This window comes from Paraburkholderia sp. BR14312 (assembly GCF_040948675.1).
GTDB classification, from domain to species: Bacteria; Pseudomonadota; Gammaproteobacteria; order Burkholderiales; family Burkholderiaceae; genus Paraburkholderia; species Paraburkholderia nodosa_A.
In genome coordinates, this window is sequence record NZ_JBFPKI010000023.1 from 43,056 (window position 1) to 68,313 (window position 25,258).

The 25,258-nt window shown below is 65.4% G+C and carries 22 protein-coding genes; 11 read left to right on the forward strand and 11 right to left on the reverse strand.

Annotated features, from left to right (window positions below; all coding sequences use genetic code 11):
* Nucleotides 1–2: 2 nt before the first annotated feature.
* From AB3X98_RS39400 to mdcH, 6 genes are read left to right on the forward strand one after another with little or no spacing between them, the layout of a single operon-like run.
* On the forward strand, nt 3–959 hold the full coding sequence (locus tag AB3X98_RS39400; protein WP_368606191.1) for a triphosphoribosyl-dephospho-CoA synthase: 957 nt from the start codon (nt 3–5) through the stop codon (nt 957–959).
* Complete coding sequence (locus AB3X98_RS39405; RefSeq protein WP_042265098.1) at nt 947–1,249, forward strand: malonate decarboxylase subunit delta; 303 nt, start codon at nt 947–949, stop codon at nt 1,247–1,249. Before AB3X98_RS39400 ends, AB3X98_RS39405 begins: the two co-directional genes overlap by 13 nt.
* Nucleotides 1,246–2,127 carry a biotin-independent malonate decarboxylase subunit beta gene (locus AB3X98_RS39410; RefSeq protein ID WP_368606192.1) on the forward strand — a complete coding sequence of 294 codons (882 nt, stop codon included), beginning with the start codon at nt 1,246–1,248 and terminating at the stop codon, nt 2,125–2,127. Before AB3X98_RS39405 ends, AB3X98_RS39410 begins: the two co-directional genes overlap by 4 nt.
* Nucleotides 2,124–2,939, forward strand: coding sequence for a biotin-independent malonate decarboxylase subunit gamma (mdcE, locus tag AB3X98_RS39415; protein ID WP_368606193.1), 816 nt, complete (start codon nt 2,124–2,126; stop codon nt 2,937–2,939). Before AB3X98_RS39410 ends, mdcE begins: the two co-directional genes overlap by 4 nt.
* A complete protein-coding gene (locus AB3X98_RS39420) occupies nt 2,939–3,616 on the forward strand; it encodes a malonate decarboxylase holo-ACP synthase (protein ID WP_368606194.1) in 678 nt (225 codons plus the stop codon). Before mdcE ends, AB3X98_RS39420 begins: the two co-directional genes overlap by 1 nt.
* The gene (gene mdcH / locus AB3X98_RS39425; RefSeq protein ID WP_368606195.1) at nt 3,613–4,551 is read left to right on the forward strand and encodes a malonate decarboxylase subunit epsilon; all 939 of its coding nucleotides are present in this window, start codon (nt 3,613–3,615) and stop codon (nt 4,549–4,551) included. Before AB3X98_RS39420 ends, mdcH begins: the two co-directional genes overlap by 4 nt.
* Nucleotides 4,552–4,685: 134 nt before the next feature.
* On the opposite strand, the gene AB3X98_RS39430 is transcribed toward mdcH, so the two are convergent.
* The gene (locus tag AB3X98_RS39430) at nt 4,686–5,282 is read right to left on the reverse strand and encodes an alpha-ketoglutarate-dependent dioxygenase AlkB (protein ID WP_368606196.1); all 597 of its coding nucleotides are present in this window, start codon (nt 5,280–5,282) and stop codon (nt 4,686–4,688) included.
* 115 nt (nt 5,283–5,397) lie between these two features.
* Nucleotides 5,398–5,733, reverse strand: coding sequence for a hypothetical protein (locus AB3X98_RS39435; RefSeq protein ID WP_069268713.1), 336 nt, complete (start codon nt 5,731–5,733; stop codon nt 5,398–5,400).
* 445 nt (nt 5,734–6,178) lie between these two features.
* Here AB3X98_RS39435 and AB3X98_RS39440 point away from each other — a divergent pair, with 445 nt between their 5' ends.
* Together AB3X98_RS39440 and AB3X98_RS39445 are read left to right on the forward strand one after the other, a co-directional pair.
* The gene (locus tag AB3X98_RS39440) at nt 6,179–7,336 is read left to right on the forward strand and encodes a metallophosphoesterase (RefSeq protein ID WP_368606197.1); all 1,158 of its coding nucleotides are present in this window, start codon (nt 6,179–6,181) and stop codon (nt 7,334–7,336) included.
* 102 nt (nt 7,337–7,438) lie between these two features.
* Nucleotides 7,439–8,530, forward strand: coding sequence for an AI-2E family transporter (locus AB3X98_RS39445; RefSeq protein ID WP_069268711.1), 1,092 nt, complete (start codon nt 7,439–7,441; stop codon nt 8,528–8,530).
* Between the two features lie 8 nt (nt 8,531–8,538).
* Here AB3X98_RS39445 and AB3X98_RS39450 read toward each other — a convergent pair whose 3' ends face one another.
* The 6 genes from AB3X98_RS39450 to AB3X98_RS39475 form a co-directional block, all read right to left on the reverse strand.
* The gene (locus tag AB3X98_RS39450) at nt 8,539–9,978 is read right to left on the reverse strand and encodes a heavy metal sensor histidine kinase (protein WP_342950231.1); all 1,440 of its coding nucleotides are present in this window, start codon (nt 9,976–9,978) and stop codon (nt 8,539–8,541) included.
* Complete coding sequence (locus tag AB3X98_RS39455) at nt 9,975–10,664, reverse strand: heavy metal response regulator transcription factor (RefSeq protein ID WP_042265081.1); 690 nt, start codon at nt 10,662–10,664, stop codon at nt 9,975–9,977. The genes AB3X98_RS39450 and AB3X98_RS39455 overlap by 4 nt, the downstream gene beginning before the upstream one ends.
* Before the next feature lie 148 nt (nt 10,665–10,812).
* Complete coding sequence (locus AB3X98_RS39460; RefSeq protein ID WP_368606206.1) at nt 10,813–12,318, reverse strand: efflux transporter outer membrane subunit; 1,506 nt, start codon at nt 12,316–12,318, stop codon at nt 10,813–10,815.
* A 2-nt stretch (nt 12,319–12,320) separates the two neighbouring features.
* Complete coding sequence (locus AB3X98_RS39465; protein WP_368606198.1) at nt 12,321–13,568, reverse strand: efflux RND transporter periplasmic adaptor subunit; 1,248 nt, start codon at nt 13,566–13,568, stop codon at nt 12,321–12,323.
* Between the two features lie 18 nt (nt 13,569–13,586).
* Nucleotides 13,587–16,796, reverse strand: coding sequence for an efflux RND transporter permease subunit (locus AB3X98_RS39470; protein ID WP_368606199.1), 3,210 nt, complete (start codon nt 16,794–16,796; stop codon nt 13,587–13,589).
* Between the two features lie 253 nt (nt 16,797–17,049).
* Nucleotides 17,050–18,093 carry a LysR family transcriptional regulator gene (locus tag AB3X98_RS39475; protein ID WP_342950228.1) on the reverse strand — a complete coding sequence of 348 codons (1,044 nt, stop codon included), beginning with the start codon at nt 18,091–18,093 and terminating at the stop codon, nt 17,050–17,052.
* A gap of 229 nt (nt 18,094–18,322) precedes the next feature.
* Here AB3X98_RS39475 and AB3X98_RS39480 point away from each other — a divergent pair, with 229 nt between their 5' ends.
* Nucleotides 18,323–19,030, forward strand: coding sequence for an MgtC/SapB family protein (locus tag AB3X98_RS39480; protein ID WP_069268708.1), 708 nt, complete (start codon nt 18,323–18,325; stop codon nt 19,028–19,030).
* Between the two features lie 186 nt (nt 19,031–19,216).
* Nucleotides 19,217–19,468, forward strand: coding sequence for a GlsB/YeaQ/YmgE family stress response membrane protein (locus AB3X98_RS39485; protein WP_042265070.1), 252 nt, complete (start codon nt 19,217–19,219; stop codon nt 19,466–19,468).
* Between the two features lie 90 nt (nt 19,469–19,558).
* Here the strand turns inward: AB3X98_RS39485 and AB3X98_RS39490 are convergent, their stop codons facing one another.
* The 3 genes from AB3X98_RS39490 to AB3X98_RS39500 form a co-directional block, all read right to left on the reverse strand.
* Entirely contained in the window at nt 19,559–21,085 is a 1,527-nt protein-coding gene (locus tag AB3X98_RS39490; RefSeq protein ID WP_368606200.1) for an acetyl-CoA hydrolase/transferase family protein, read from the reverse strand.
* A 196-nt stretch (nt 21,086–21,281) separates the two neighbouring features.
* Nucleotides 21,282–21,503 (reverse strand): hypothetical protein, encoded by a 222-nt coding sequence (locus AB3X98_RS39495; protein WP_028205643.1) that lies wholly within the window; start codon nt 21,501–21,503, stop codon nt 21,282–21,284.
* 130 nt (nt 21,504–21,633) lie between these two features.
* Entirely contained in the window at nt 21,634–23,853 is a 2,220-nt protein-coding gene (locus AB3X98_RS39500) for an FUSC family protein (RefSeq protein ID WP_368606201.1), read from the reverse strand.
* A gap of 166 nt (nt 23,854–24,019) precedes the next feature.
* Here AB3X98_RS39500 and AB3X98_RS39505 point away from each other — a divergent pair, with 166 nt between their 5' ends.
* On the forward strand, nt 24,020–25,033 hold the full coding sequence (locus tag AB3X98_RS39505) for a LysR family transcriptional regulator (protein ID WP_368606202.1): 1,014 nt from the start codon (nt 24,020–24,022) through the stop codon (nt 25,031–25,033).
* The last annotated feature ends 225 nt before the right edge of the window (nt 25,034–25,258 follow it).

Below are 25,258 nucleotides of genomic sequence, written 5' to 3' on the forward strand. Positions count from 1 at the left end.
CGATGCGTACGCTTCCTCTTACGGTGCTTGCCGAGGGCTCGGCGGGTCTCGCGCGGCGGCTCCCGTGCGCCAGCGACTCGCGGCCGTCCTCCTCCGCCGCACAGCTCGCCCGCTTCGCCCGCGACGCGCTGATCGAAGAGGCGCGCCTCACGCCCAAGCCCGCGCTCGTGGACGCACGCGGTAGCGGCGCGCACAGCGATCTCGATCTCGCGACGATGCTGCGCTCGGCGCATGCGCTCGAGCCCACGTTCGAAGCGCTCGCGCGCGCTTCGCGCCGGGCCGCGCCCGGCACGGCGCTGCGCACCGATCTCGCACGCATCGGCCGTGCCGGCGAAGCCGCGATGATGCGCGCGACGCAAGGCAGCAACGCGCATCGCGGCGCGATCTGGATTGTCGGTCTGCTGGTGGCGGGCGCGGCGATCGTGCATACGCCGCAAAGCAGCGACAGCGCATTTGCCCACGCGGCGCACATCTGCGAAACGGCTGCGCAGATCGCGCGCTTCGACGACCTGCTCGCGCAGCCCGTGCAAAGCAACGGCGAGCGCGTGCGTCAGCGCTACAACGTAGGCGGTGCGCGCAGCGAAGCGCAAGAGGGTTTTCCGCATGTCGTGCGCGTGGGCCTGCCCGCACTGCACGCCGCGCGCGCGCGGGGCCACGACGAAGCCCACGCGCGCGTGGACGCCTTGCTCGCGATCATGGCCTCACTCGACGACACCTGCGTGCTGCATCGCGCGGGGCTCGCCGGGCGCGAGGCCGCTCGAGCGGGCGCGCAGCGCGTACGGGACGCGGGCGGCCTTGCCACGCAAGCCGGCCGCGCCGCGTTCGATGCGCTCGAACGCGCGTTGCTCGCACTCAACGCATCGCCGGGTGGCGCGGCCGATCTGCTTGCCGCGACGCTTTTCATCGACAGACTGGTTCAGCACCGCATGGGCGGGAGGACGGTTTCATGGAACAACTGACATTCGACTATCCGGCGCAACGCGCCGTGACGACGCGCGCCCACGTGGGCGTGGTGGGCTCGGGCGATCTCGAAGTGCTGCTGCAGCCCGCGAGCGACATGCAGGCACGCGTGGTCGTGCATACGAGCGTGGACGGCTATAGCCACATCTGGAAGAGCGTGCTCGACCGCTTCTTCACGCGCTACGACGGCGCGGCGCTCATCGAGATCAACGACTTCGGCGCCACGCCCGGCGTGGTGGCGCTCCGTCTCGCGGAAGCCGTGGAAGCCGCGCAGGAGGCGCAGTCATGAGCAGCACAAATCAACTGACGCCCGGCGCGCTGCTGCGCGAGAGCTTCATCGAATTGAGCGCGCGCGAACGCGCGGCCGCCGTGCTGGACGCGGGCACGTTCCGAGAACTTCTTGGGCCCTTCGACCGTATCGAATCGCCGTGGCTGCCGTTGCAGGGCATCGTCTGCCAGGCCGACGACGGCGCAGTGATCGCGCGCGGCACCATCGACGGGCAGCCCGCTGTCATAGCCGCGATCGAATCGGCATTCCAGGGCGGCAGCATCGGCGAAGTGTCGGGCAGCAAGATCGCCGCCGCACTCGAACTGGCGTTCGCCGACTGCGAGCGCGGCAAGATCGTGCGGCCCGTCATCCTGTTCGAAACCGGTGGCGTGCGTTTGCAGGAGGCCAATCTCGGCCTCGCTGTGATTGCGGAGATCCAGTCGGCCATCGTAGCGTTGCGCGCGCATGTGCCCGTGGTCGGCGTGATCGCGGGCATGGTGGGTTGTTTTGGCGGCATGTCGCTCGCGGCGGCCCTGTGTTCGATGCTCGTGATGACGAAGCAAGGCCGCCTCGGCATGAATGGCCCTGAGGTGATCGAGCAGGAAGCCGGCATCGAGGAACTCGATTCGAGCGATCGCCGTCAGGTGTGGCAATTGATCGGCGGCGAGCAGCGCGCGCAAACCGGTTTCGCCGATGCGCTCGTCGAAGACGCCGTGGATGACGTGCGCGCCGCCGTGCGCGCGGCGTTTGCACAAGGCGCGCCGCACACGCCGCGCTCGGCAGATGTGGATGCCACGCTCGCGAAACTCGCGCAGATCGATCCCGCCAGCGTCACCCCAGAAACGATGCGTGCGGTGTTCACCGCTTCGCCCCTGAACCTGCGCGGAGAAAACGCATGAACGACACGACGACGAGCCGCGGTTCACGCTGGCTGCGCGCCCTCGCGGGCGTAGACACACAAGGCGCGTGCGTGCAATACGCCGACGCGCCGCTCGACGACGAGACCGCGCGCTTCATCACCGTCGCACCCGATCCCGCGAACCGCTTTCCGCGTGCGCGCGGCAACGTGGTGGGCCTCGAACAGGGCTGGCGTCTCGCGAAGGCGGTGCGCGAAGCGATTGCCGAGGACGCCGCGAGCGGCAAGCGCCGCCCCATCATTGCGATCGTCGATGTGAAGAGCCAGGCCTACGGCTATCGCGAGGAGATGCTCGGCATTCACCTCGCCTGCGCCTCGGCCGTGGACGCCTACGCGAGCGCGCGGCTCGCGGGGCATCCCGTAGTGGCGCTGATCGTCGGGCCCGCCATGTCGGGCGCGTTCCTCGCGCACGGCTATCAGGCCAACCGCATCGTCGCGCTCGACGCGCCCGGCACGATGGTCCACGCCATGGGCAAGGAAGCGGCGGCGCGGGTCACGCGGCGCAGCGTCGAGGACCTCGACGAGTTGGGCGAAAAGATCGTGCCGATGTCGTATTCGATGGCTTCGTTCGCGAAGCTCGGTCTGCTCGACGAGTTGATCGAAGGCGTCGATGCCGACGCGCCGAGCGATGCGCAGATTGCACGCGTGCGCGATGTGCTCGCACAGAGGGTGCGGGAAGCACGCGGCGACAAGAGCGGCCTCGCGCATCGTCTGCAAGGCGCGTCGGCGCAGCGTACGCGTGCGGCATCGATCGAGGTGCGCAAGCGTCTGGCGCAACAGTGGGACGCTAGCTGATGCGCGTGTGCGCCGCCCCGCCGTTCGCTGCCGATGCGCCGCGCGTGGACGACACGCGCTGGCGCGCGCACGACTTGCTGCGCATCGCGCGCCACCCCCCATCAGGCGACGAGCCGGATTGGGTACGCGGCGCGCTCGCGCGCGCGCCCTGGGTGGTCGTGCGGCGCACGTGCGCGGCGGCGGGTTTCGTGGCTGTGGGCGTGCGCGGCAGCGTACGTTCCGAGCGCTTCGGCACCTGGCTAAATACTGAGGATATCGAATCATCTGCCAGTCCGGAGGATCTGCTCGGCGCTGAGCCGCTTCGCGCACGCCGCGCACTGCCTGCGTTCATCGCGCTTGCTACCCTGCGCACGGGCGCCTCGCCATTGCGCAGTTACGTTTGGGGCCCAACGGGCAGCGCCGGCTTCGAACTCGCCACGGGCGTACCCACCCTCACCGCATCGAGCGATCTCGACATCCTGATTCGCCTGCCGCAACGCGTCTCACGCGCGGCGATCGAGTCGCTTGCGCAGACGCTCGCGCAGGCCGCCAGCCGCGCAGGCACACGCATCGACGCGCACCTCGAAACGCCCGCAGGCGGTGTCGCGCTCGCCGAACTCGCGGCGCCCAAGCCGCGCGTGCTGGCGCGCGCTTCCAGCGGCGCGCGACTCGTCGCCGACCCGTGGCAACCCGCATGACGCTCGCCCTGCTCTTTCCGGGCCAGGGCGCGCAAAACGCCGGCTTCCTCCACAGGCTGCCGCAACACGACGCCGTGCGGGCGACGCTCGACGAGGCGTCGGCGGCACTCGGCTTCGACGTCCTCACGCTCGATAGCGACGACGCCTTACGCTCCACGATTGCCGTTCAGATCGGCCTCGTGGTCGCGGGCGTGGCCGTGGCGCGTGCGCTCGCGCACGAAGGACTCGCGCCGCAATTCAGTGCAGGGCTTTCCGTGGGCGCCTATGCGGCCGCGGTAAGCTGCGAGGCCCTGGCGTTTGGCGACGCACTGCGGATGGTGCGCAAACGCGCCGAGTTGATGGAAAACGCGTGGCCCTCGGGCTACGGCCTCACGGCCGTCGCGGGGCTGAGCGAGACGCAGGTCGAAACGCTCGCCGATGCGCATGCGCGCGAAGGCGGCGAGCGAGTGTACGTGGCGAACGTCAACGCGCCGCGCCAGATCGTCGTGGCCGGCGCCGACGGCGCGCTCGAAGCCTTCGCGGCCCGCGCGCTCGAAGCTGGCGCGCGCAAGGCACAACGGCTCGCAGTGGCCGTTCCTTCGCATTGCGAACTATTGGCCGATGCCGCCGATGCGCTCACCGAGTGGGCGCGCGACATACCGTTTCGTACGCCGCGCGGCGTCTACGTCGACAATCGCGGCGGCCGGCCCCTCTACACCGCCGACGCCGTTCGCGCCGATCTCGCCACCAATATGCGCTACACGGTGCGCTGGTACGACGCGCTCACCGTCATGATCGAGTCCGGCGCGAGCGTGCTGGTCGAAGCGCCGCCCGGCCCGGTGCTCACGGACATCGCGCGCGAGCAGTATCCCGAGGTGACCGCGCTCGCGGGCTCGAGTTTGCCGCTGGAGCGGCTCGTCGCGATCGTGCGGCGCCGCCTCGGCCAGGACGGCTGATCGCTGCGCAAATGCCGAGTTGGCGTTTATGCGCATAAATTCTTATTTTATTTTTAGCGCCCAGCTAGTCGCGCGAGCGTAGTCCGCGCACTGAACATCGGCGATTTAATACCCTTCCACAGCGATCTATACGCCTATTTTCGCAAACGTGGCGTTATCACACGAAACGTGAGGTTCACGCGTTCGCCGCTCACGGCGGGCTCCTTCGGCACGCGATGCCGCCATTGCGCCTGGGTCTTGCCCTGCATCACGAGCAGGCTGCCACTCGTCATCTGAAAGGAACGCACCACGCCCGTCGCGTTGTGGCGCAAGTCGAAGCGCCGCGTCGCACCGAGGCTCAGCGAGGCAATCACCGGCTCGGGGCCGAGTTCGGGTTCGTGGTCCGCGTGCCAACCCATGCTGTCCGTTCCCGTGCGGTAACGGTTGAGCAGCACGCTGTTGAAGCGAACGCCGCAAAGCGCAGAGATGGCGTCGCGCAACTCGGCTACCTGGCTCGTCCACGGCTGCGGGATGTTTCGGATGCCTGAATAGACGTACACCGCGCCTTCGTCGCCCTGCCAGGCCGTGAGGCGCGGCTGGTCCACCCAGCCGCCGGGCGTGCGAATACGTTCCTGGCGCCAGTCGGCCTCGGCGATGATGCGCGCGAGCGCCTCGGCGGCCGGCTCTGGCGCGAGCCATGACGGATGCCATGCCACGTCAGGGGTAGGCGTATCGTCGAAAAGATCGAACATCGGGAGTGCTTCTATCGAGCGGGAAAGCACACAGTTTCGCATGGCGCGGACCCGGCCGCCGCCCGCCCTCGCCTCCCGCAGGATTGCGAATCAACAGAAACGACAAACAGGCGATTCAGGTGAGCAGCGCGATGTAGAACACCGCCGCGCCGATGAGCGCGCCGACGAAGCAGAAGCCTTCGGCGGGTTCGTCGGTGGTGCGGGATCGCAGCCAGGCGCCCAGCACGCCGAACATGCCCGCAATACCGAGCGCGACGAACACCATCACGACATCGAACAACGCGCTTCGGCCAATTTCGAGAATGTCGATGTTCTTGACCGCGATATACAGCGCGATGGCCATGATCGACAGAACGACCATCGGCAGCATGACATGGCTGCCTTCGTGCCCGACGTGACGACCATGCAAACCCTCATGCAGCCCATGTGCGACCGGCCGGATTCCTTTCATGATCCGTCTCCCCCAGAGCGCCCGAAACCACGCGGGCCTCATTTCGAGCATAGTCCATCGCAAGGGCCGATTCAATGGACGTTTAATAGAGTGCGCTCGGCCCCAACGAGAACATAGTGCGACGGGTGAGATCGCGCTGGCAATCCAGGGAAATGCCGCACTGCCACAGTCGGAGGCGAGAAAGCGTCAAGGCCCACGCATACACGCATGCATGTATGTCGATGCCCGAGAGGTAAAGCCGTCGATGATGCATCGCAGCGCGCAAACCCCAATCCGCCGCCATCTATCGGCACGAAGTCTGCTGCGCCGGTAAAATGCAACGCAGCCTACCTCTACGGCCCGGTCGGCCGGGTTTCGACCGGGCCTCGATGGTTGGGCTTTGCTGCAGCGCGCCGAGCCCGGCACGCCAGCCCACGCCGGTCCGCTCCCATCCGTTCGCGCCGCCATGCCCCGACTCTCGTTTCTGGTCCGCTTCATCGCCATCGGCGTGCTGCTGCATGTTTATGTCGGCTTTCGCCTGATTCCCGACCTGAGCGTGCCAGCCGCCGGCAAGTGGCTCGCCGTGCTGTGGCTCGTGCTCTCGGTGCTGTTCATCCCGCCCGGCATGCTCGCGCGGCGCTTCAAGCGCCAGCCGCTCGGCGACCGCCTCGCCTGGATCGGCATGCTCGCCATGGGCTTCTTCTCGTCGCTGCTCATGCTGACGATCGCGCGCGACATCGTGCTCGCCTCGGCCATGACCGTGGAGGCACTGTGGCCCAAAGCCATCGATCTCGCCGGCTGGCGCACCGTGAGTGCCGCCGCGGTGATCGTGCTTGCGTTCCTCTCCTCCGGGTTCGGCTTCTTCAACGCGCGGCGGCGCGCGCGCGTGCGCAACGTCGAGGTGCCGATTCGCGGCCTGCCCGCCGCGCTCGACGGCTTCACGATCGTGCAACTGAGCGACATCCACGTCGGCCCGACGATCAAGCACGGCTACGTCGACGCCATCGTGCGCGCCGTGAACCAGCTCGACGCCGACGTGGTCGCTATCACGGGCGACGTGGTGGACGGCAGCGTGGCGCATCTCGCCGCGCACACCGCGCCGCTCGGCAAGCTCAACGCGCATCACGGCGTGTATCTCGTGACCGGCAACCACGAGTACTACTCGGGCGCGGACGCCTGGATTGCCGAGTTCCGCCGCATCGGCCTCACGGTGCTGATGAACCAGCATGTGGTGATCGAGCATGGCGGCGCGCGGCTCGTGCTGGCCGGCGTGACCGACTACACGGGCGGCCAGTTCGATCCCGCGCACCGCAGCGATCCGGCCGAAGCGCTGCGCGGCGCGCCCGCCGACGTCAACACGCGCGTGCTGCTCGCGCACCAGCCGCGCACGGCCCACGCCGCCGTCGACGCGGGCTTTACGCTGCAACTCTCCGGCCATACGCACGGCGGCCAGATTTTCCCGTGGAATTTTCTCGTGCGGCTGCAGCAGCCGTTCACTGCGGGCCTCGAAAAGCTCGGCAGCCTGTGGGTCTACACGAGCCGCGGCACGGGCTACTGGGGGCCACCGAAGCGCCTTGGCGCGCCTTCGGAAATCACGCGCGTGCGGCTCGTGGGCGCACAGTGAACCCCTGGGCGCGCTGCGCCCGACGGCCCGCGCGGCCTTGCCGGTATCATCGGACGATGCCGCCGTTCGTCCGCCTGCCGCTTTAACTGGAATCCATCGCACATGGAAGGCAACAAGCAGCTTCACCAGACATCGTTCTATTTGCTGTTGTTCACGGTGTCCATCGCGCTTTGCTTCATCCTCGCGCCGTTCTTCAGCACGGTGCTCTGGGGCGCCATACTTGCATTGATCTTCCAGCCAGTGCAGCGCCGGCTCGTTGCCCGGCTCGGGCGGCGGCGCAATATCGCCGCGCTCATTACGCTCACCATCTGCCTCGTCATCGTGATCTTTCCGCTCACGCTGGTGACGGCCACGCTGGTGCAGCAGGTCGCCTTGGCCTATCAGGGGGTGCGAAGCGGCAGCCTCGACTTCGGCGCCTACTTCACGCAGATCGTCCATGCCATGCCCGAGTCGATTCAGAACCTGCTAGCGCGCTACGACCTCATGGATCTGCCCGGGCTGCAGCAGCGCCTTTCGGCGGGCGCCGCAGAGATCAGCCAGTTCGTCGCCACGCGTGCTTTCTCCTTCGGGCAGAACACGCTGCAATTTCTGGTGAGTTTCGGCGTGATGCTCTATCTGTTCTTTTTCCTCGTGCGCGACGGCCGCGAAATTTCGCGGCTCGTACGCGACGCCATTCCGCTCGACGAGCAGCACAAGCTGCATCTCATGCGCAAGTTCACGACGGTGATCCGCGCAACGGTGAAGGGCAACGTGGCCGTGGCGGTCGTGCAGGGCGGCCTGGGCGGTATCGCGCTCTGGGTGCTCGGCATTCAGGGGGCGCTGCTGTGGGGCTTCGTGATGATGCTGCTCTCGCTGTTGCCCGCCGTGGGCGCGGCGCTCGTGTGGGGGCCCATTGCGATCTACTTCCTTTCCACGGGCGCGGTGGCGAAGGGCGTCGGGCTGATCGTCTTCGGCTCCGTCGTGATCGGCACCGTCGACAACGTGCTGCGCCCCGTGCTCGTGGGCAAGGACACGCGCCTGCCTGACTGGGTCGTGCTGATCTCGACGCTCGGCGGCATTTCGCTCATCGGCATCAACGGCTTCGTGATCGGGCCGCTCGTCGCCGCGCTTTTCATCAGCTGCTGGGACCTGCTGCGCAAGGACCAGCACAACATCGAAAACGAAAGCACGCCCGTGGAAGACGAGCCCGTCTAAGCGCGGCGCTATGGCGAAACGTGCAGCGGCACGCCGGCGCGGCCCTGGCGTGCAACACCGGCAACAGGCGCTTCGGGCGCTTCGGCGCCGTCCACGGCAACCGAAAAACCGAACGTGTTGATGCCGTCCGCGCTGCGCACGAACACCGTGCCGCCGTGCATTTCCGCCACGGCCTTGACGATCGACAGCCCGAGCCCGTGATTCTCGTGGCTGTTCGAGCGCGCCTCCTGAATGCGGTAGAAGCGGTCGAAAATATGCTCGCGCGTGACCGGATCGAGCGGCTCGCCGGGGTTCGACACGGCGATCTCGACGTGACCGTTCTGCGGCGCGACCGTCGCGCGCAACGTCGTACCGGGCTGCGAATGCTGGATCGCGTTGACGAACAGATTGCTCACGGCGCGGCCGATCAGCGATGTATTCACCCAAGCCCGCGCATCGCCCTGCACTTCCACGCGCAGCTGTGCCTCTTCCAGCGGCATCTCCAGAAAATCGAGCATGCGTTCGATCTCCGAGCGCAACGACACTTCCGTGAGGTCGGTCGCGCGTTCGCCGCGATCGCTGCGCGAGAGGAACAGCATGTCGTTCACGATCACGCGCAATCGTTCGAATTCCTCAAGATTCGATTGCAGCGTCTGTTGCAGCTGTTCGACCGAACGGTCGCGCGTGAGTGCCACCTGGGTCTGGCCAATCAGGATGCTCACCGGCGTGCGCAGCTCGTGCGCCACATCGGCGTTGAATGATTCGAGCCGCTCGTAGGCCTTGTCGAGACGCTCCAGCGCGCCATTGAACGATGTGGCGAGTTCGTGCAACTCCTCGGGCAGTTCGTCCGAGTGCAGACGCTGGCGCCGGTTCGACGGGCTCAACTGCGAGGCCTCGCGCGAGAGGCGCGTGAGCGGGGCGAGTCCGAAGCGCGTCACCGCGCGGCTCAGCAGCGCGACTGCAATGGTGGACAGCGCGATCAGCACGCCGAGCGCAATGCCGAAGCGCCGCAGCATGCCTTCGGTGCGCACGCAGTCGCTGCCGACCACGAGTTTCACCTGAGGCCGGTCGCCGCTCGCGGGTACGATAAAGGTCGTCGTGATGATGTCGTAGCTGCAGCCGGGTGGGCGCACGAGCAGATGATTCGGGCCGACGTCGCCGGTGACCTTGCCGACGATGGGCGTACCGAAACGAAAGCGCGGATCGGGGCCTTCGACGTAGTAATGCATGCGGCTATCAGCAGGCGAGAGGTCGCGCAGCTTTTCCTGCACGAAGGCCCACTTCTGCACGTCCGGTGCGTGCGAAACGATCAGGCTCGCAATGCGCGCACGCGTGTCGAGCGTTTCGCGCAATTCGTTGAAGAGTTGACGCTGCATCAGGAAGAAGAGGCCCGCGCCCGTGAGCGTGAACACGATGAGCGACACCGCTGCGAACATCGCCGAAAGCCGCAGCGAGATCGAGCGTTTCATGACGTCTGGCCTCCTTCCTCGCGCACTTCGAGCACGTAGCCCATGCCGCGTATGGTGTGCAGCAGCTTTGCCGCGTGCGGGCCGTCGAGCTTGGCACGCAGCCGCTTGATCGCCGTTTCCACCACGTTCGCATTGCTTTCGAAATTCACGTCCCAGACCAGCTCGGTGATGAGCGTCTTGGAGAGAATCTCGCCGCGCCGCCGCGCGAGCACCGAAAGCAACTGGAATTCCTTCGCCGTGAGATCGAGGCGCACACCGTCACGCGTCGCGCGGCGGCTGATGAGATCCACCTGGAGATCGCCCACCGAAATCAGCGTGGATTCCTGCGTGCGTGCGCGCCGCGTGAGCGCGCGCAGCCGCTCGACGAGCTCGAGGAAGGAGAACGGCTTGGTGAGATAGTCGTCGGCGCCGTCGCGCAGACCGTGCACACGGTCGTCCACGCGGTCGCGCGCCGTCAGCATGATGACCGGCGTGTCCTTCTTCGTGCGCACGGCGCGCAGTACGCCGAAGCCGTCGAGCTTCGGCAGCATGACGTCGAGCACGATCACGTCGAAGTCGTACTCCGTGGCCATCCACGCGCCTTCCTCGCCGTCCATGGCGACATCCACGACCCAGCCCTGCTCCGTGAGTCCGCTACGCAAGTAGTCGACGACCTTGCGCTCGTCTTCGATTACCAATACTTTCATGCCCGCCCTCCTCTTCGCGCGCTGCCCTGGCGGTGCCGGCCGACGCGGCCCGCGACCGCCGTTGCGCGCTTTTATATACCCTGGTGCCGGGCCCGCTCAAGCCCTCTTGTAGCTCTCGTATGCCCCGTTTTCAGCCCTTGCGTGCGACTCAGCTTCTGCCCTCGGCCTTCGGCACTTCGCGGCACGTGCCCGCGCTGCAGGCCAGCTCGCGGTCGTCGGCGCTCCAGCCACCGCCCAGCGCCTTCGCGAGAAAGACCACCGTGGCGACCTGCTGGCCGTGAATCTGCACTTCCTGGCGCTCGCTGGCAAGCAACTGCTGCTCCGCGTTGAGCACGTCGATGAACGCGACGAGGCCGCCCTGATAACGGTCGTTGGCAAGTTCGAACGACTTGCGTGCGTCGTCCACGGCCGACTGACCGTCGGTCGAGGCACGTTCCAGCACCGAAAGGCCCGTTACCGCATTTTGCACCTCCTGGAACGCGGTGAGCACGGTCTGACGATAAGACGCCTGCGCCGACTCGTAGCCCGCTTGGGCGAAATCCACGCCCGCCGCGCGCTTGCCGCCGTCGAACAGCACCTCGCTGGCCGTCGCGCCCACCGACCACATCAGGCTCGGCACGGAGAAAAGGCCGCCAAAACGCGTCGATTCCCAGCCGAAAGTGGGCGAAAGGGTGATGTCCGGAAAGTACGCGGAACGTGCCACGCCGATCTGCGCATTGGCCGCGGCCATCGCCCGCTCGGCCGAGGCCACGTCGGGCCGCCGCTGCAACAGCTCGCTCGGCAGCCCGGTGGGAAGCGCCGGCACCGGCAGCGGCGTCACCTTCTGCGCGATCGTGAATTCGGGCGCGGGCTTGCCGACCAGCACGGCAATGGCGTTCTGCTCCTGCTGTCGCTGGTTTTCGAGCAGATGCACCTGAGTTTGCGTCGCCGCAAGCTGGGCCTTTTGCTGCAGCAGTTCGAGACCCGAAACCGCGCCGAGATCGTGTTGCGCGGTCACGAAATCGAGCGCCTTTTGCTGCAGTTGCGCCGAGCGGTTCACCACGTCGATCTCGTTGTCGAGTTCGCGCATGGCGAAATAGTCGGTAGCGAGCTCGGCGGTGAGCACGAGACGCGCGTTGACGAGATCGTCGCCGGCCTGCTGCGTCGACGCCTGCGCCGACTCCACCATGCGCCGGATGCGTCCGAACAGATCCAGCTCGTAACTCACGGTCGCGCCGACGGTGACCTGGTTCTGCACGGTCGACGTGTTGGGCGTCGCGTAGTTCGTGAGCGGCCGGTTCGCGGAAATGCGCTCGCGCGCGAGGCCCGCGTCGAGCCCGACCTGCGGGCTTTGCTGCGAGGACACCGAAGCGAGCGTCGCGCGTGCCTGCGCGTAGTGCGCGGCGGCCACGCGCAGCGTCTGGTTCTCGGCGAGCGCCGCGGTTTCCAGAGTGTCGAGTTCGGCGTTGTCGAATGCCTTCCACCACTGCGGATCGAGCGGCGCATGCGAAGGCTGCGCCGCGTGCCAGTATGAATCGGCGGAATCGACGCGCCAGGCCGAGGGGCTTTGCGTTTGCGGCGCGTGATAGTCGGGGCCCACGGTGCAAGCCGCGAGACCGAGCGCGCCCAGCGCCGTGACGCAAGCGAGCGGCCGTTGCCGCGTGTTATTCCGCATCGTCACGTCGCGCTCCGCCTGGCGGCCTCGTGCGCCGCTTCGGTCTTGTTCGGCGCGACCACGACGACGCTGTCGCCATCCGCGATCGAGTCACTCGGGTTGAGCACGACGCGATCGGTCGGCGCGAGCCCGCGGCTGATTTCGAGCGTCTGCCCGAGGTCCTGCGCGATTTCCACCGGCTTGAGCTTGATCTTGCCATCCGCATCGACGACTGCAAGACGCGGACCTTCCGAGCGGAACAGCAGCGTGTTGCCCGGCACCGTGAGCAGGGCCTTCGCGTCGGTCTGCAAGGCGGCCTGCACGTACGCGCCGGGCAGCAGCTTGCCGTCATGGTTGGGCAGCGAGATTTCGGCCTGCAGCGTGCGCGTGGCCACGTTGATGGCCTGCGCCGTGCGCGTGACAGTGCCGGCGAACGTCAGGCCCGGCAGCTCCTGTTCGGTCACGCTCACGTGCTGGCCGACCGCCACCTGCTGCGCATAGGTCTGCGGCACGTCGAGGTAGAGGCGCAGCGGGTCGGACTGCGCAATCGAAAAGAGCGCATGACCCGCCCCGCCGTTGCCCGCGTTCACGAGGTCGCCGATATCGATGTTGCGCTGCGTGATGATGCCCGTGATCGGTGCGACGATGCGCTGGAACGACTTCATCTCCGTGAGGCGGCGCACGTTCGCATCGGCGGCGGCGAGATTCGCCTGGTCGGTGTTGAAGGCGCCCTGGCGGTCGTCGAGTTCCTGCTGCGAGACCGCATCGCGCTGGCGCAATTGCTGCGCCCGATCGAACGATGTCTTTGCGAGAGCGAGCGTCGAGGCGGCCTGATCGCGCTGCGCCTGCGCCTGCGCGAGTTCCTGATCGATCTCGGGCGTATCGATCTCCGCGAGCAACTGCCCTTGTTGCACGTGCGCGCCGATATCGGCGTACCAGCGCCGCACGTAGCCGTTCGCACGCGAGTAGATCGGCGCTTCGACAAAGCCGCGCAGCGTGCCCGGCAGCACGATGCGGCCGTCCGCGCCCGCCGCTACCGGTTGGACGACGCTCACGTACTGCTTCGCGTTCTGCTTCGTGACATCTGCGAGATGGTGGCCGTTCATGAGGTTCGACACGATCGTGCGCGTGGCGCCCGCGGCCAGCAGCAGCGCGACCACGATCAGCGCAAAGCGTGCGCGCTTGCCCGCCTGGCCGCGCGCCGGTAGGTCCATGCCCTGCTCGCTGCCCACGGTGATGTCGAGAGATGAATGGTGGTGAGGTTCGTTCATGTCTTCGGCCAATTTGACTTAACGGGTATCGCCTCGCGTAGCCCGGCGCTGCGCCTCGCGCTCGCGTTTCGCGGCGGCGCAGTGGGCGAGCCGGGTATGTACGGTCGCAAACATCAGGGGTACGAACAAAAGTGTGGAGACCGTAGCGAACAGCAGGCCGCCGATCACCGCGCGCCCGAGCGGCGCATTCTGCTCCGCGCCTTCGCCGAGGCCGAGCGCCATCGGGACCATGCCGATCATCATGGCGAACGCCGTCATCAGCACCGGGCGTATGCGGGTAGCGCCGGCTTCGAGCGCGGCGGCGAGCGGCGACGCGCCGGCGGCAAGACGCTGCCGCGCGAACGAGACCACGAGAATGCTGTTTGCGGTCGCGACGCCCACGGTCATGATCGCGCCGGTGAGCGCGGGCACGCTCAGGTGCGTGCCGGTGATGAACAGCATCCACGCAATGCCCGCGAGCGCGGCGGGCAGCGCGCTGATGATGATGAGCGGATCGGCCCACGACTGGAAGTTCACGACGATCAGCAGATACACGAGCACCACCGCCATCGCAATGCCGACGCCCAGACCCACGTACGACGAACGCATCGTGCCGATCTGCCCACGCATGGTGATGGTCGTGCCGCGCGGCGCGTGCGCCTGCACATGCCGGATGATGTCGTTGATGTTCACGCCCACGGAGCCCAGATCGCTGCCCTCCACGCTCACGAGCAGGTCGATCACAGGACGGATGTTGTAGTGCGTGACGATGGCCGGCCCGCTATGCGGATTGAGCTGCACGAGGTTGCTCACGAGCTGCAGCGGCGCATTGGGATTCGTCGCGCGCGCGGAAACGGGCGTGCCCATCACCTCGTTCATCGAGGTCTCGCGATACTGCGGCGTTTGCACCGTGAGCGGATATTCCACGCCGTTTTGCGGGCTCACCCAGAACGCAGGCGACGTCTGGGTGCTGCCCGATAGCGCGATCAGCACGTCCTGCGCAACGTTTTGCGGACTCAGGTTCAACTGCTGCATACGCGTGCGGTCCATGGCGAGCGTGAGCGCGGGCTCGTCGTTACGCTGCTCGATGTGCGCATCGACAGCGCCCGGCAGTTGCCGCACCTGCTTGAGCAGCGTGCTCGCAAGCGCCATGTCCTGATTCAGGTTCGCGCCCACGACCTGCACGTCGATCGCCGCGGGCTGACCGAAGTTCAGAATCTGCGTGATGATGTCGGCGGGCTGGAAGAAGAACTCGACGCCCGGGAAGCGTTGCGGCAGCAAGGTCCGCAGCTTGTCGATATAAATGCGCGAGGGATCGTGATCGGGCTTCAGCGCGATCTGGATTTCACCGTCGAGCGTGCCAATCGTCCCCGCATTGCTATACGAGAGGTTGATGCCGCTATAGGGCAGGCCCAGATTGTCGACGATCGTTTCGAGTTGATCGGCCGGCACGACTTCGCGAACCACCTGCTCCACCTGGTCGGCCAGGCGCGCGGTTTCCTCGATGCGAAAACCCGTTGGCGCGCGCATGTGCAAACGAATATTGCCCGCATCGACCGAAGGAAAGAAGTCGCGGCCAAGGAAAAACACGAGGACGAGCGAAAGCAGGCAAAACGCGAGGAAGGTGCCGCCAAAGAATTTGCGGCGCGCGAGCAGCAGGCTCAACAGCGCGATGTAATTGGCGCGCAAGCGCTCGAACGCATGATTGAAGCGCCAGTGTATGCGCGCGAAGAGCGAGCCTTGGGCGCGCTGTGCATGCGCGGTGGGATCGTGGCCCTCGAAGAGCAGCATGGCGAGCGTCGGCACCAGCGTGCGCGAGAGGATGTACGACGCGATCATCGCGAACACCACGGCTTGCGCGAGCGGCACGAACAGAAAGCGCGCTACACCGGTGAGGAAGAACATCGGCACGAACACGATACAGATGCACAGCGTCGAGACGAGTGCGGGCACCGCGATTTCGCCCGCGCCTTCGAGAATGCCGTCGTGCAGTTTCGCGCCCAGATGCAGGTGCCGCTCGATGTTTTCGATCGTAACCGTGGCGTCGTCCACCAATATGCCGACAGCGAGCGCAAGGCCGCCGAGCGTCATGATGTTGATGGTCTCGCCAAGCGCATAGAGGGCGATGATCGAAGAGAGAATCGACAACGGGATCGACACCGCGATGATGAGTGTGCTGCGCCAGTTGCCGAGAAAGAGCAGGATCATCGCCGCGGTGAGCGCGGCCGCGATGAGCGCTTCGCGCACCACGCCCTGCACGGCGGCGGAAACGAAGACGGACTGGTCGAAGAGCGGCTTGACGACGAGGTCGGCGGGCAGCGTGTCGCGTGCCTTCGGCAGCAGGTCCTTGAGGGCGCCCACCACCTGCAGCGTCGAGGCGTCGCCGCTCTTGAGGATCGACATCAGCACGCCGCGCTGGCCGTCCTGGCGCACGACATTGGTCTGCGGCGTGAAGCCGTCGCGCACATGCGCCACGTCGCCGAGATACGTGGTCGCGCCGTTTACCGTCTGCACGGGAATGCGGTTGAGTCCGGCAAGCGTATCGGGCGATGCATTGGTGTCCACACGATATTCGGTTTGCCCGAGCTTGGCCGTGCCCGTCGGCAAAATCAGGTTCTGCGCGTTGACGGCATTGACGATATCGGCGGGCGTGAGGCCCTTCGAAATGAGTGCGCGCGTATCGAGGTCCACGGAAATCACGCGCGTCTTGCCGCCATACGGGTAAGGCACCTGCGCGCCGGGAATCGTAATGAGCTGCGGGCGCAGGAAGTTCATCGCGACGTCGGCGAGCGCCTGCTCGCTCATCGACTTGCTGGACAGGCCGAGCTGGATCACCGGAATGCTCGAGGCCGAATAGCTGATGACGAGCGGGGGCGTCGCACCGGGCGGCATCTGCTTCACCTGCGCCTGTTCCGATGCAACGGCCTGCGCGATCGCGGTTTGCAGGCTCGCACCAGGCTGCAGGAACAGCTTGATGATCGCGATGCCGGGCAGCGACTGCGACTCGATGTGCTCGATATTGCTCACCGTGGTCGTCAAGCTGCGCTCGTTGACCGAGGTGATGCGATCGGCCATGTCTTTCGCGGAAAAGCCGTTGTACGACCAGATGATGCTGATGACCGGGATGTTGATGTTCGGCAGCACGTCGGTGGCCATCGACATGAGCACGAACGGCGTGGCCAGCACGATCAGGATGGCCATCACGATGAACGTGTACGGTCGCTTCAGCGCGAGATTGACAATCCACATGTCAGTGTTTCGGACAACTCAGGCGAGGGGTTGAGACGGCGACGCATTCATCCAGCGGGTGCCGCATCATAGGCAATGGCGGTGGCAGGTCGCTGTCGCCAATATGGCGAAATTGACAGGCAATGCGCGAGACGCGCGAAAGCGCACGGGAACGCAGATAGATCGGCGCTGTAGCGTCGCGAAGCGCCGGAAATCCGCAGCCGCGAAACGCGCCGTAACACACTCGCGCTTCGCGAAGACTTCTTTAACTGCTTCAGTTCACAAGACGCAGGCGCTCCAGGTCGTGCGTGTTGTGACCGCGGCCCCGACCGCTGCGCGCACGCGCGCCTCGCGGGCCCGCGTGTGCATCCATTTCGCGAAGCGGCTCGTCGCAGGTGGCGAGCGCAGCCTCCTGCTCGGCAAGGACGAGCGGCACCTTCTCGCGCAGAAACTCGACGAAGGTGCGGATCTTCGCATCCAGATAGCGACGCGAAGCGTACAGCGCGTAGATGTTGAGCTTTTGCAGGGTGTGCGTGGGCAGCACGCGCACCAGCGTGCCGTCGGCGAGACCGGGCAGCGCAACCGGCACCGGCAGCGGGCCGATGCCCATGCCTTCGCGTATGGCGAGCGCAAGCGCTTCGGGATTGTTCACCTGGAACGGCGTCACGCCCGTATGCCGGAAGGTCTCGCCAAGCGGTCCCTCGGAAACCCATTGGCCGGCGGGCAGGCTCGCATCGGTCAGGTGCAGACAGGTATGCGCTTCGAGGTCATCGAACGATTGCGGCTCGCCGCGCGTGCGCAAGTACGCAGGCGAAGCGCAGAGAATGGCAGCGGTGCTGCCCAGATGCTGGGAGATCAGCGCGGAGTCCTCGAGTTCGGCGGCCACCACGACCGCGACATCGAAGCCCTCCTCGATGATGTCCGGCATCTGCTGCGCGATGGTGAGATCGACCGAGACCTCCGGCAAATGCTGCTGATAGCGCGCGATGAGCGGCATCACATAGTGCTGCCCGAAACTCGTGCCGCCGTACACGCGCAGCTTGCCCGCGGGGTTCGCGTGCGCAGCGGCGGCTTCCGCTTCGGCCTGCTCGATGTCGGCAAGAATGCGCTTGCAGCTCTGGAAGTAACGCTCGCCCGCTTCGGTCAGCGACATGCGCCGCGTGGTCCGGTTGAGAAGCCGTGTGCGTAGCCGTGACTCCAGGTCGGTGACCGCGCGCGAGACCTGCGCCGTCGTCATCGTTTCGCTCGCCGCAGCGCGCGTGAAGCTGCCGGACTCCACCACTCGCACGAAGACCCGCATATTGCGCAGCGTATCCATCAGAAACTCCCGTTCATTCGACCTGCCTTCCCATCTCCATACGAATGAGGGTAGTTTCGCCGACGAGCCGTGGCCTGATCCTGACTCGAACATGACAGCGCGGACAGCTTGGCGCAAAGCCCCGTCGCGCGTATGATCCACGGGCCCCCGGGGCGTGCTGCGATGCATCCCGACGCCTCGCGCGAGAGCCGCCTGGCGTGCGGCCGCCCTGCGCTTTGATGACAAAACGATGACTCTCGAATTCGCCCTGCGCCTTCTCGCGGCGTTCGCCTGCGGCGTCGCCATCGGCCTCGAACGCCAGATTCGCCAACGCACGGCCGGTCTGCGCACGATCACGCTCGTCGCCAGCGGCGCATGTTTGTTCGTCACGCTCGGCGTGCTGACCGGCAATGGCTCGACCGGCGTGACGCAGATCGCGGCCTATGTCGTCTCCGGCGTGGGTTTTCTGGGCGGCGGCGTCATCATGCGCGAGAAGGGCTCGATTCAGGGCATCAATACCGCGGCGACGCTATGGTGCTCAGCGGCCGTGGGCGTGCTGTGCGGAGCGGGCCATTACGGCCCGGCGGTGGCCGGCACCGCTGTCGTGCTGCTCACGAATACCGTGCTGCGCGAGGTGAGCCGCATCATCAACGCGTCGCCTGTTTCGAATGCGGATCTCGTGCGCGCTTATGTGCTTACGGTGGTTTGCCGCGAAGAGGATGAAATCCATATCCGCACGTTGCTTTCGAACTCTCTGTACTCCACGCCGCTTTCGTTCCAGAGCCTCACGAGCGAGGACCTGGCCGGCGATCCGCCGCGCCTGCGCGTGACGGCGACGATGCGCCTGCACCCGAAGTACCAGTCGAAGCTGGAGCTCCTGGCGAACCGCCTGAGCATGGAGAAAGGCGTCTCGAGCATAAGCTGGACCGCCGCGGAACCCGAAATCGCGCCTGAATGAGCCTTGCGCATTGCATCGGCCGGCATTTCTTACGAATGCATTTCTAATTCGTTGCTTTTTTTGAAACTATCGGTGGCGGTTTTCAGGAACTGTCAATTCTGGCCGCGTTTCATGGACGCGTATTCGCCCTTGGACTAAGCTCCATTCACCGTGATTCGTTCACGCCAACAAGGGGAGTCTACTCATATGCAACACGGCATCATTGCCTGGCTCATCATCGGCGCAATCGCAGGCTGGCTCGCTGGCGTTCTCGTCAAAGGCGGCGGCTTCGGATTGTTCGTCGATATCATTGTCGGCATTGTCGGCGCGTTCATCGGCGGTTGGCTTGCCGGGGTGCTCGGCATTCATATCGGCGCCGGCATCATCAGTTCGATCATTACCGCCATTGTCGGCGCGGTCATTCTGCTCTTCATCATCCGCCTCGTGCGACGAGCGTAGCGAATTTGCGCTATCAATGAAAAGCGGGAGCACCGTTGCCGGTGCTCCCGCTTTGTCTTGTGTGCTTCTAAATAGCGAGCGCCGTGGACCTTAGGCGTTCGCGACGAGTCCGCCCGTCGCTTCGGGCAGCATCGACCCCGTTTGATTGAAGCGCAGATGCATTTCATACGCGCGCGCGAGATCGTGCGGCGTCTGGCCGCCGAACTTGAGTGCGTCGCGATAGTAGTCGCGCAGCAGGTCGCGATAAAGCGGATGCGCACAACGCTCGATCACGAGGTTCGCACGTTCGCGCGGCGCAAGTCCGCGCAGATCCGCCAGGCCTTGCTCGGTAACGATCACGTCCACGTCGTGCTCGTTGTGATCGACGTGCGGCACCATCGGCACGATACTGGAAATGCGGCCGTCCTTCGCAATCGCCTTGGTCGCGAAGATCGCGCACGACGCATTGCGCGCGAAGTCGCCTGAGCCGCCAATGCCGTTCATCATGTGCGTGCCGCCCACGTGCGTGGAATTCACGTTGCCGTAGATGTCGCATTCGAGCGCGGTGTTCAGCGCAATCAAGCCGAGGCGCCGAATCACTTCGGGATGGTTGCTCACTTCCTGCGGACGCAGCACGAGCTTGTCGCGATAGCGGTCGAGTTCGGCGAGCACCTGAGCCTGGCGTTGCGCGGAGAGCGTCATCGATGCGCCCGAGGCGAATACCATCTTGCCGGAATCGATCAGATCGAACGTCGAGTCCTGCAATACTTCGGAGTACATCGTAAGCGCTTCGAACGGCGAATCCACGAAGCCCGAAAGCACCGCGTTCGCAATCGTGCCGATGCCGGCCTGCAGCGGCGGCAGTTGCGCACTCATGCGGCCGTGCTTCACTTCGTGCTGCAGGAATTCGATGAGGTGGCCGGCAATACGCGCGGTCTCTTCGTCGGCGGGCAGCACGGTCGAGGGGCTGTCCGCTTCGTTCGTGATGACGATGGCGGCGATCTTCTCCGGCGGAATCTCGATGGCGGTCGTACCCACACGGTCCTGCGGACGCACGATCGGCAACGGATCGCGATGCGGGCGACGGCCAGGAATCCACACGTCGTGGAGGCCTTCGAGCGCGAGCGGCTGTGCGAGATTGATCTCGACGATCACCTTCTCCGCGAGAATCGCGAAGCTCGCCGAATTGCCGACCGACGTGGTCGGCACGATCGCGCCGGTTTCCGTGATCGCGGCGGCTTCGATGATCGCGAGATCGAGTTTCCCGAGCAGGTTCGCGCGCAGCATCTCCACGGTTTCCGAAAGATGCTGGTCGACGAACATCACTTCGCCGCGGTTGATCGCCTTGCGCAGCGTGGCGTCCACCTGGAACGGCAGACGGCGCTCGAGCACACCCGCTTCGGTCAGCATGCGATCGACGTCGTGGCCGAGCGAGGCGCCCGTCATCAGCGTAATGCGCAGCGGCTCTTTCTCTTCGCGCGCACGGCGCGCCAGTTCGAGCGGCACGGCCTTCGTGTCGCCCGCGCGCGTAAAGCCGCTTGCGCCAACGCGCATGCCGTTGCGCACGAGTTGGGCCGCCTCGGCGGCCGAAGTGATTTTCCCGCGCAAGGCGGCACAACGAATACGGTCTTCGTACATCAAAGTCTCCACAAACTCTCTGATCGCCTGGTGCCTATTTTCAGGTCTTGCATCGGCGGTCGTGCACTGTGAGTTTCACAAAACACTGTTGCAGTGTTTTGAGCAGCCACAATGCGCAAAGCCGCGGCGCCCTTTTGAAGGCGTCGCGGCACAAGATTTCAGCGTGCGCCTGCACATGGCTGGCGTGCTCTCGATTTCAGCTACCGAAATAAATATTGCAGAAGCTGACCGGGCCGACGCATTCATCCTTCTTTGCCGGCTTTACGATTTCGCGGTGGGCGGGCGCTTGCGCTACCTGCGGGGCAGCGGACTGCGCAACCTGCTGAGGGACGCTCGCTGCCGGTGCTTCGTTCTGTGCATAAGCAGCGGCGGCGGCAAACAGCGAACAGGCAACAACAGCGATCTTCAGGGACTTCATTTTACTCTCCAGTGCTAACGGTTACTGCGAAGCAGTGATGTGACTATATGACTCAGGGTCGAATAGATTAAGGAGTCGGGGTGGAAGGCATTTTTCCAGACTGCAGCAAGATCGCGCGGGGCCCGCATTTTCATTGTGTTTTCAACGATCTGCGCGGCGCAAGCGTACGGCGTGCACGGCGCGCCAGCGGCCCGAGCGGCGCGTCGCGGTCGAGCAGCGCGCTGCGGATGAAGTGCAGATGACTCAGCAGCCGTTGCGCCTCGTGCCGCCTTTCCCGCTCGTGATGCACGGTGGCGAGCGCCTCCTGGGCGATCCAGGTCGCCGCGCGCACGGCGCTGAGCGCGTGTTCGAGCGCAATCCCGTCCGGGCTCTCGAAAAGGTGCGCGATGTCCTCCTGAACGCGCGCGAGAGCCGCAGGCCAGCGCGCGTCATGACGGTCGAGCCAGGCTGCCGCGTGCGCCTCGTTGCGCAGATCGACCACGGCGTGCCCGACTTCGAGCGTGACGAGCATCCAGCGCAACGCGCGCCGGTGCGCCTGGCGGCGCCCGTTCAGCAAGAGCCTCAACTGGTGCATCAGATCGTGCGTACCGGACTGGAAGCGCTGGCCGAGGCCATCGAGTTCCCCATGGCTGGCCAGCACGACCTGGCCGCGCAACGACACGCACATGCGCTCGACGAGCCAGTTCATGTGCGGTGGAAACACCACCGCGAACGCGAGCGAGGCGACCAGCATCGCGGCGACGACGGCGATGCCGTTGTTGACCAGCAGATCCGGCGTGTAGACGATCACGTTGTCCGGACCAGCCAGCAGACAGAAGAACACCGAGAAGCCGACGCCATAGCCCGCTATGCGCGAGCGGGTGGCGAGAAAGGCGCCGATGGCTAGCACCGGAACGAGTGTCGCGCAGAGCAACGGAAAGCCGTCGACATTGGGATAGACATAGCAGGTGAAGAGATAGCCCGTCACGGCGGCAAAGGCCGCGCCAACCGCCATCTGCACGGCCATGCGCGACGCGTTCGGCGCCGACGACGTGAGCGCGCACGTGAGCGCGGCTGCGATCATCGCAAGGCCGCCGCTCGGCCAGTCGGTTTCGACCCAGAACCAGCCCAGCGACGCCACCACCACGGCGGTACGCACGAAGGTGAACGCCACCACGTACCAGCTCGTGCGAGGCACGTAGCGCGCGGCGCGCGGCGCCTGCGCAGGACTCGCTTCCATGAGCGCTGCCCAGGTGCGGCTGTAGCGCACGATCTCGGTCGTGAAGCGATAGATGAGTTCGGCCGAGGTGTCGAAGTCGGGCAGCGCTTCGGGCAGCGCATGTTCGAGCGGCCGCCGCGTCTCGCGCACATGACGCGGCAGCGTGCGCTGAAAGGCCTCGAGCCCATCGGCGACCCTCCGCGCATAGGCGCGATCGCTTTCGTCGCGGCCAGGCCGTTGTGCGAGCAGCGCCGCGAGTTCGTCAAAATACGGCGCGAGCGGTGCGATCGCCGCGTCGCGCCAGTGCAGTCTTTTGAGCAACTGGCGCAACGCATGCAGCCGCGCGCAGGCATCCATGAATTCGGAATTCAGACGCGAAAGCAGGCCGCTGCGCGAGCGCATCGTCGGATCTTCGAAAGACGAGAAAGCACGCGTGGCCTCGAAGCCGACGACATCGTCGACGAGACTCGCAAATCGCCCTTCGAATGCGCCCCTTTCGAGCCGCCCAGCCAACACCGCCGCAGCGAACGCAGTAAAATTGAGATAGCGTGAGCGCAGGGTTCGACCGAGCAACGAGCCCGACTGCCGGGGCACGATCACCGCGCTGACCATGCCCGAGCAGAGAATGCCAATGGCCACTTCGGCGCCTCGGCCGAGTGCGGCGAGAAAGAGACCGTTGGGCTGCATCACGAGCGGAATGCCGATCAACGCTGCCGTGTAGCCGGCAAGCACGAAACCGTACCAGCGAAAATGGCGATTCCTCATGGCGGCAGCCGTACATGCGGCCACCCACCCCGTCATCCCGAGGATGTAGAGTTCGGGCTGCTGGACGAACACGGCGCCCAGTACTACCGCCGCGACCATTCCCACCGCAGTGCCGACGATGCGATAAAAGCTCTTGGCGAACACCATGCCCGAGAGCGGCTGCATCAGGACGAACACCGTCGTCATCGCGATGCGCGGCTGCGGCAGGTCCAGCAGCATGGAGATGCCCATGGCAAGCAAGCAAGCCGCGACCGTTTTCAGCAGATGGAGCCAGATCGCGCCGTCGCTGCCCTGCCAGTCGCGCAACGCCCGTCTGACCGCGCGCCATATGATCTCCGCGCGCCGACGCGAGTCGAACGCTCGATGTATCGCAGGCTGGCGGCTCATGACAAACGCTCGGCTGTTTCAAAGACAGGGGCCGATTGTAGGAGCGTCATTGCGCCGCATTAATGGGACGCGCGGGGAACCTCCGTTCCAGATCACTCAACAATGGCGCGCCCATACAGGCGGACAATATCGTTTCTGTACCGAACAAGAAGGTCAAGAAGGTCTGATGGATACGTTACAAAACATGCGGGTGTTCGTGCGCGTCGTGGAAGCGGGCAGCTTCACGGCCGCGGCTCAGTCGCTGGATTCGACCACCGGCGCAATGTCGCGCGCGGTATCGGAACTCGAAGCGCATTTGCGCACCCGTCTGCTCAACCGCTCGACACGCCGGCTCGCGCTCACGCCCGCCGGCGAGCGGTATCTCAAGCGCTGCTCGCAGATTCTCGCGGACGTCGATAGCGCGGAAGAAGAAGCGAGCTGCGCGCACGAACGCCCGGTCGGGGCGCTGCGCATGCACAGCTTCGCGAGTATTGGTCAGCAGTACGTGCTGCCGGCGATCTCGCGCTATCGTGCGCTGCATCCCGAAGTCACCGTCGAACTGACGCTCTCGCAACGCATGCCGGATCTCTTCGAGGGCAGCAGCGACGTCTCGGTGGTCACGGCGTCATCGCTGCCGAATTCCGATCTCGTTTCGCATCAGCTGGGCTCGACGTACAGCATTCTGTGCGCCTCGCCGGGGTATGTGCATACGCACGGTGCGCCACGCACTCCCGCCGACCTCTCGCATCACGACTGTCTGATTCTCAAATCGCCAGCGTTCCCGGCGCATGAGTGGACGCTCGAGGGGCCTGAGGGCAGCGTCGAGATGCAAGTGGACGGGCCGGTGCAGGTGAACATTGCGGAATCGCTCGCCGTGGCGATACGCGAGGGGATGGGGATCGGGATGTTGCCGGTCTACGCCGCAATAGAAGGATTGCGTAACGGGACGCTCGTGCGTGTGCTGCCACAGCACAAGCTGCAAAAGACGAACGTGTATGCGCTCTATCCGTCGCGCAAGTTCGTCGATGCGAAGACGAAGACGTGGGTGGAATTCTTGCGCGCGCATCTCCCGCAAGTCATCGAGCGCGACCTGGTGCTGCTTGAAGAACTGACTCAAGAGCAGCTGACGGACGTCGCAGAAGAGGTGGCCTTGGCGAAGGACGCTGGGGTCGCAGCAGCTGTGCAGAAAGCGGCGCAGTAAGCCTGCGCTTGTGAAAGCGGGTTAACGCAAAAAGCCGTCCATTGGACGGCTTTTTTGTTTTCCTGCATCTGAAGAAGCCCAAACGCCAGAACCCCGGCTCTCTTTCGGAGACACCGGGGTTCTGGACGTTACAGCATAAGGAGCCTGACGATTACCTACTTTCACACGGGCAATCCGCACTATCATCGGCGTGGAGCTGTTTCACGGTCCTGTTCGGGATGGGAA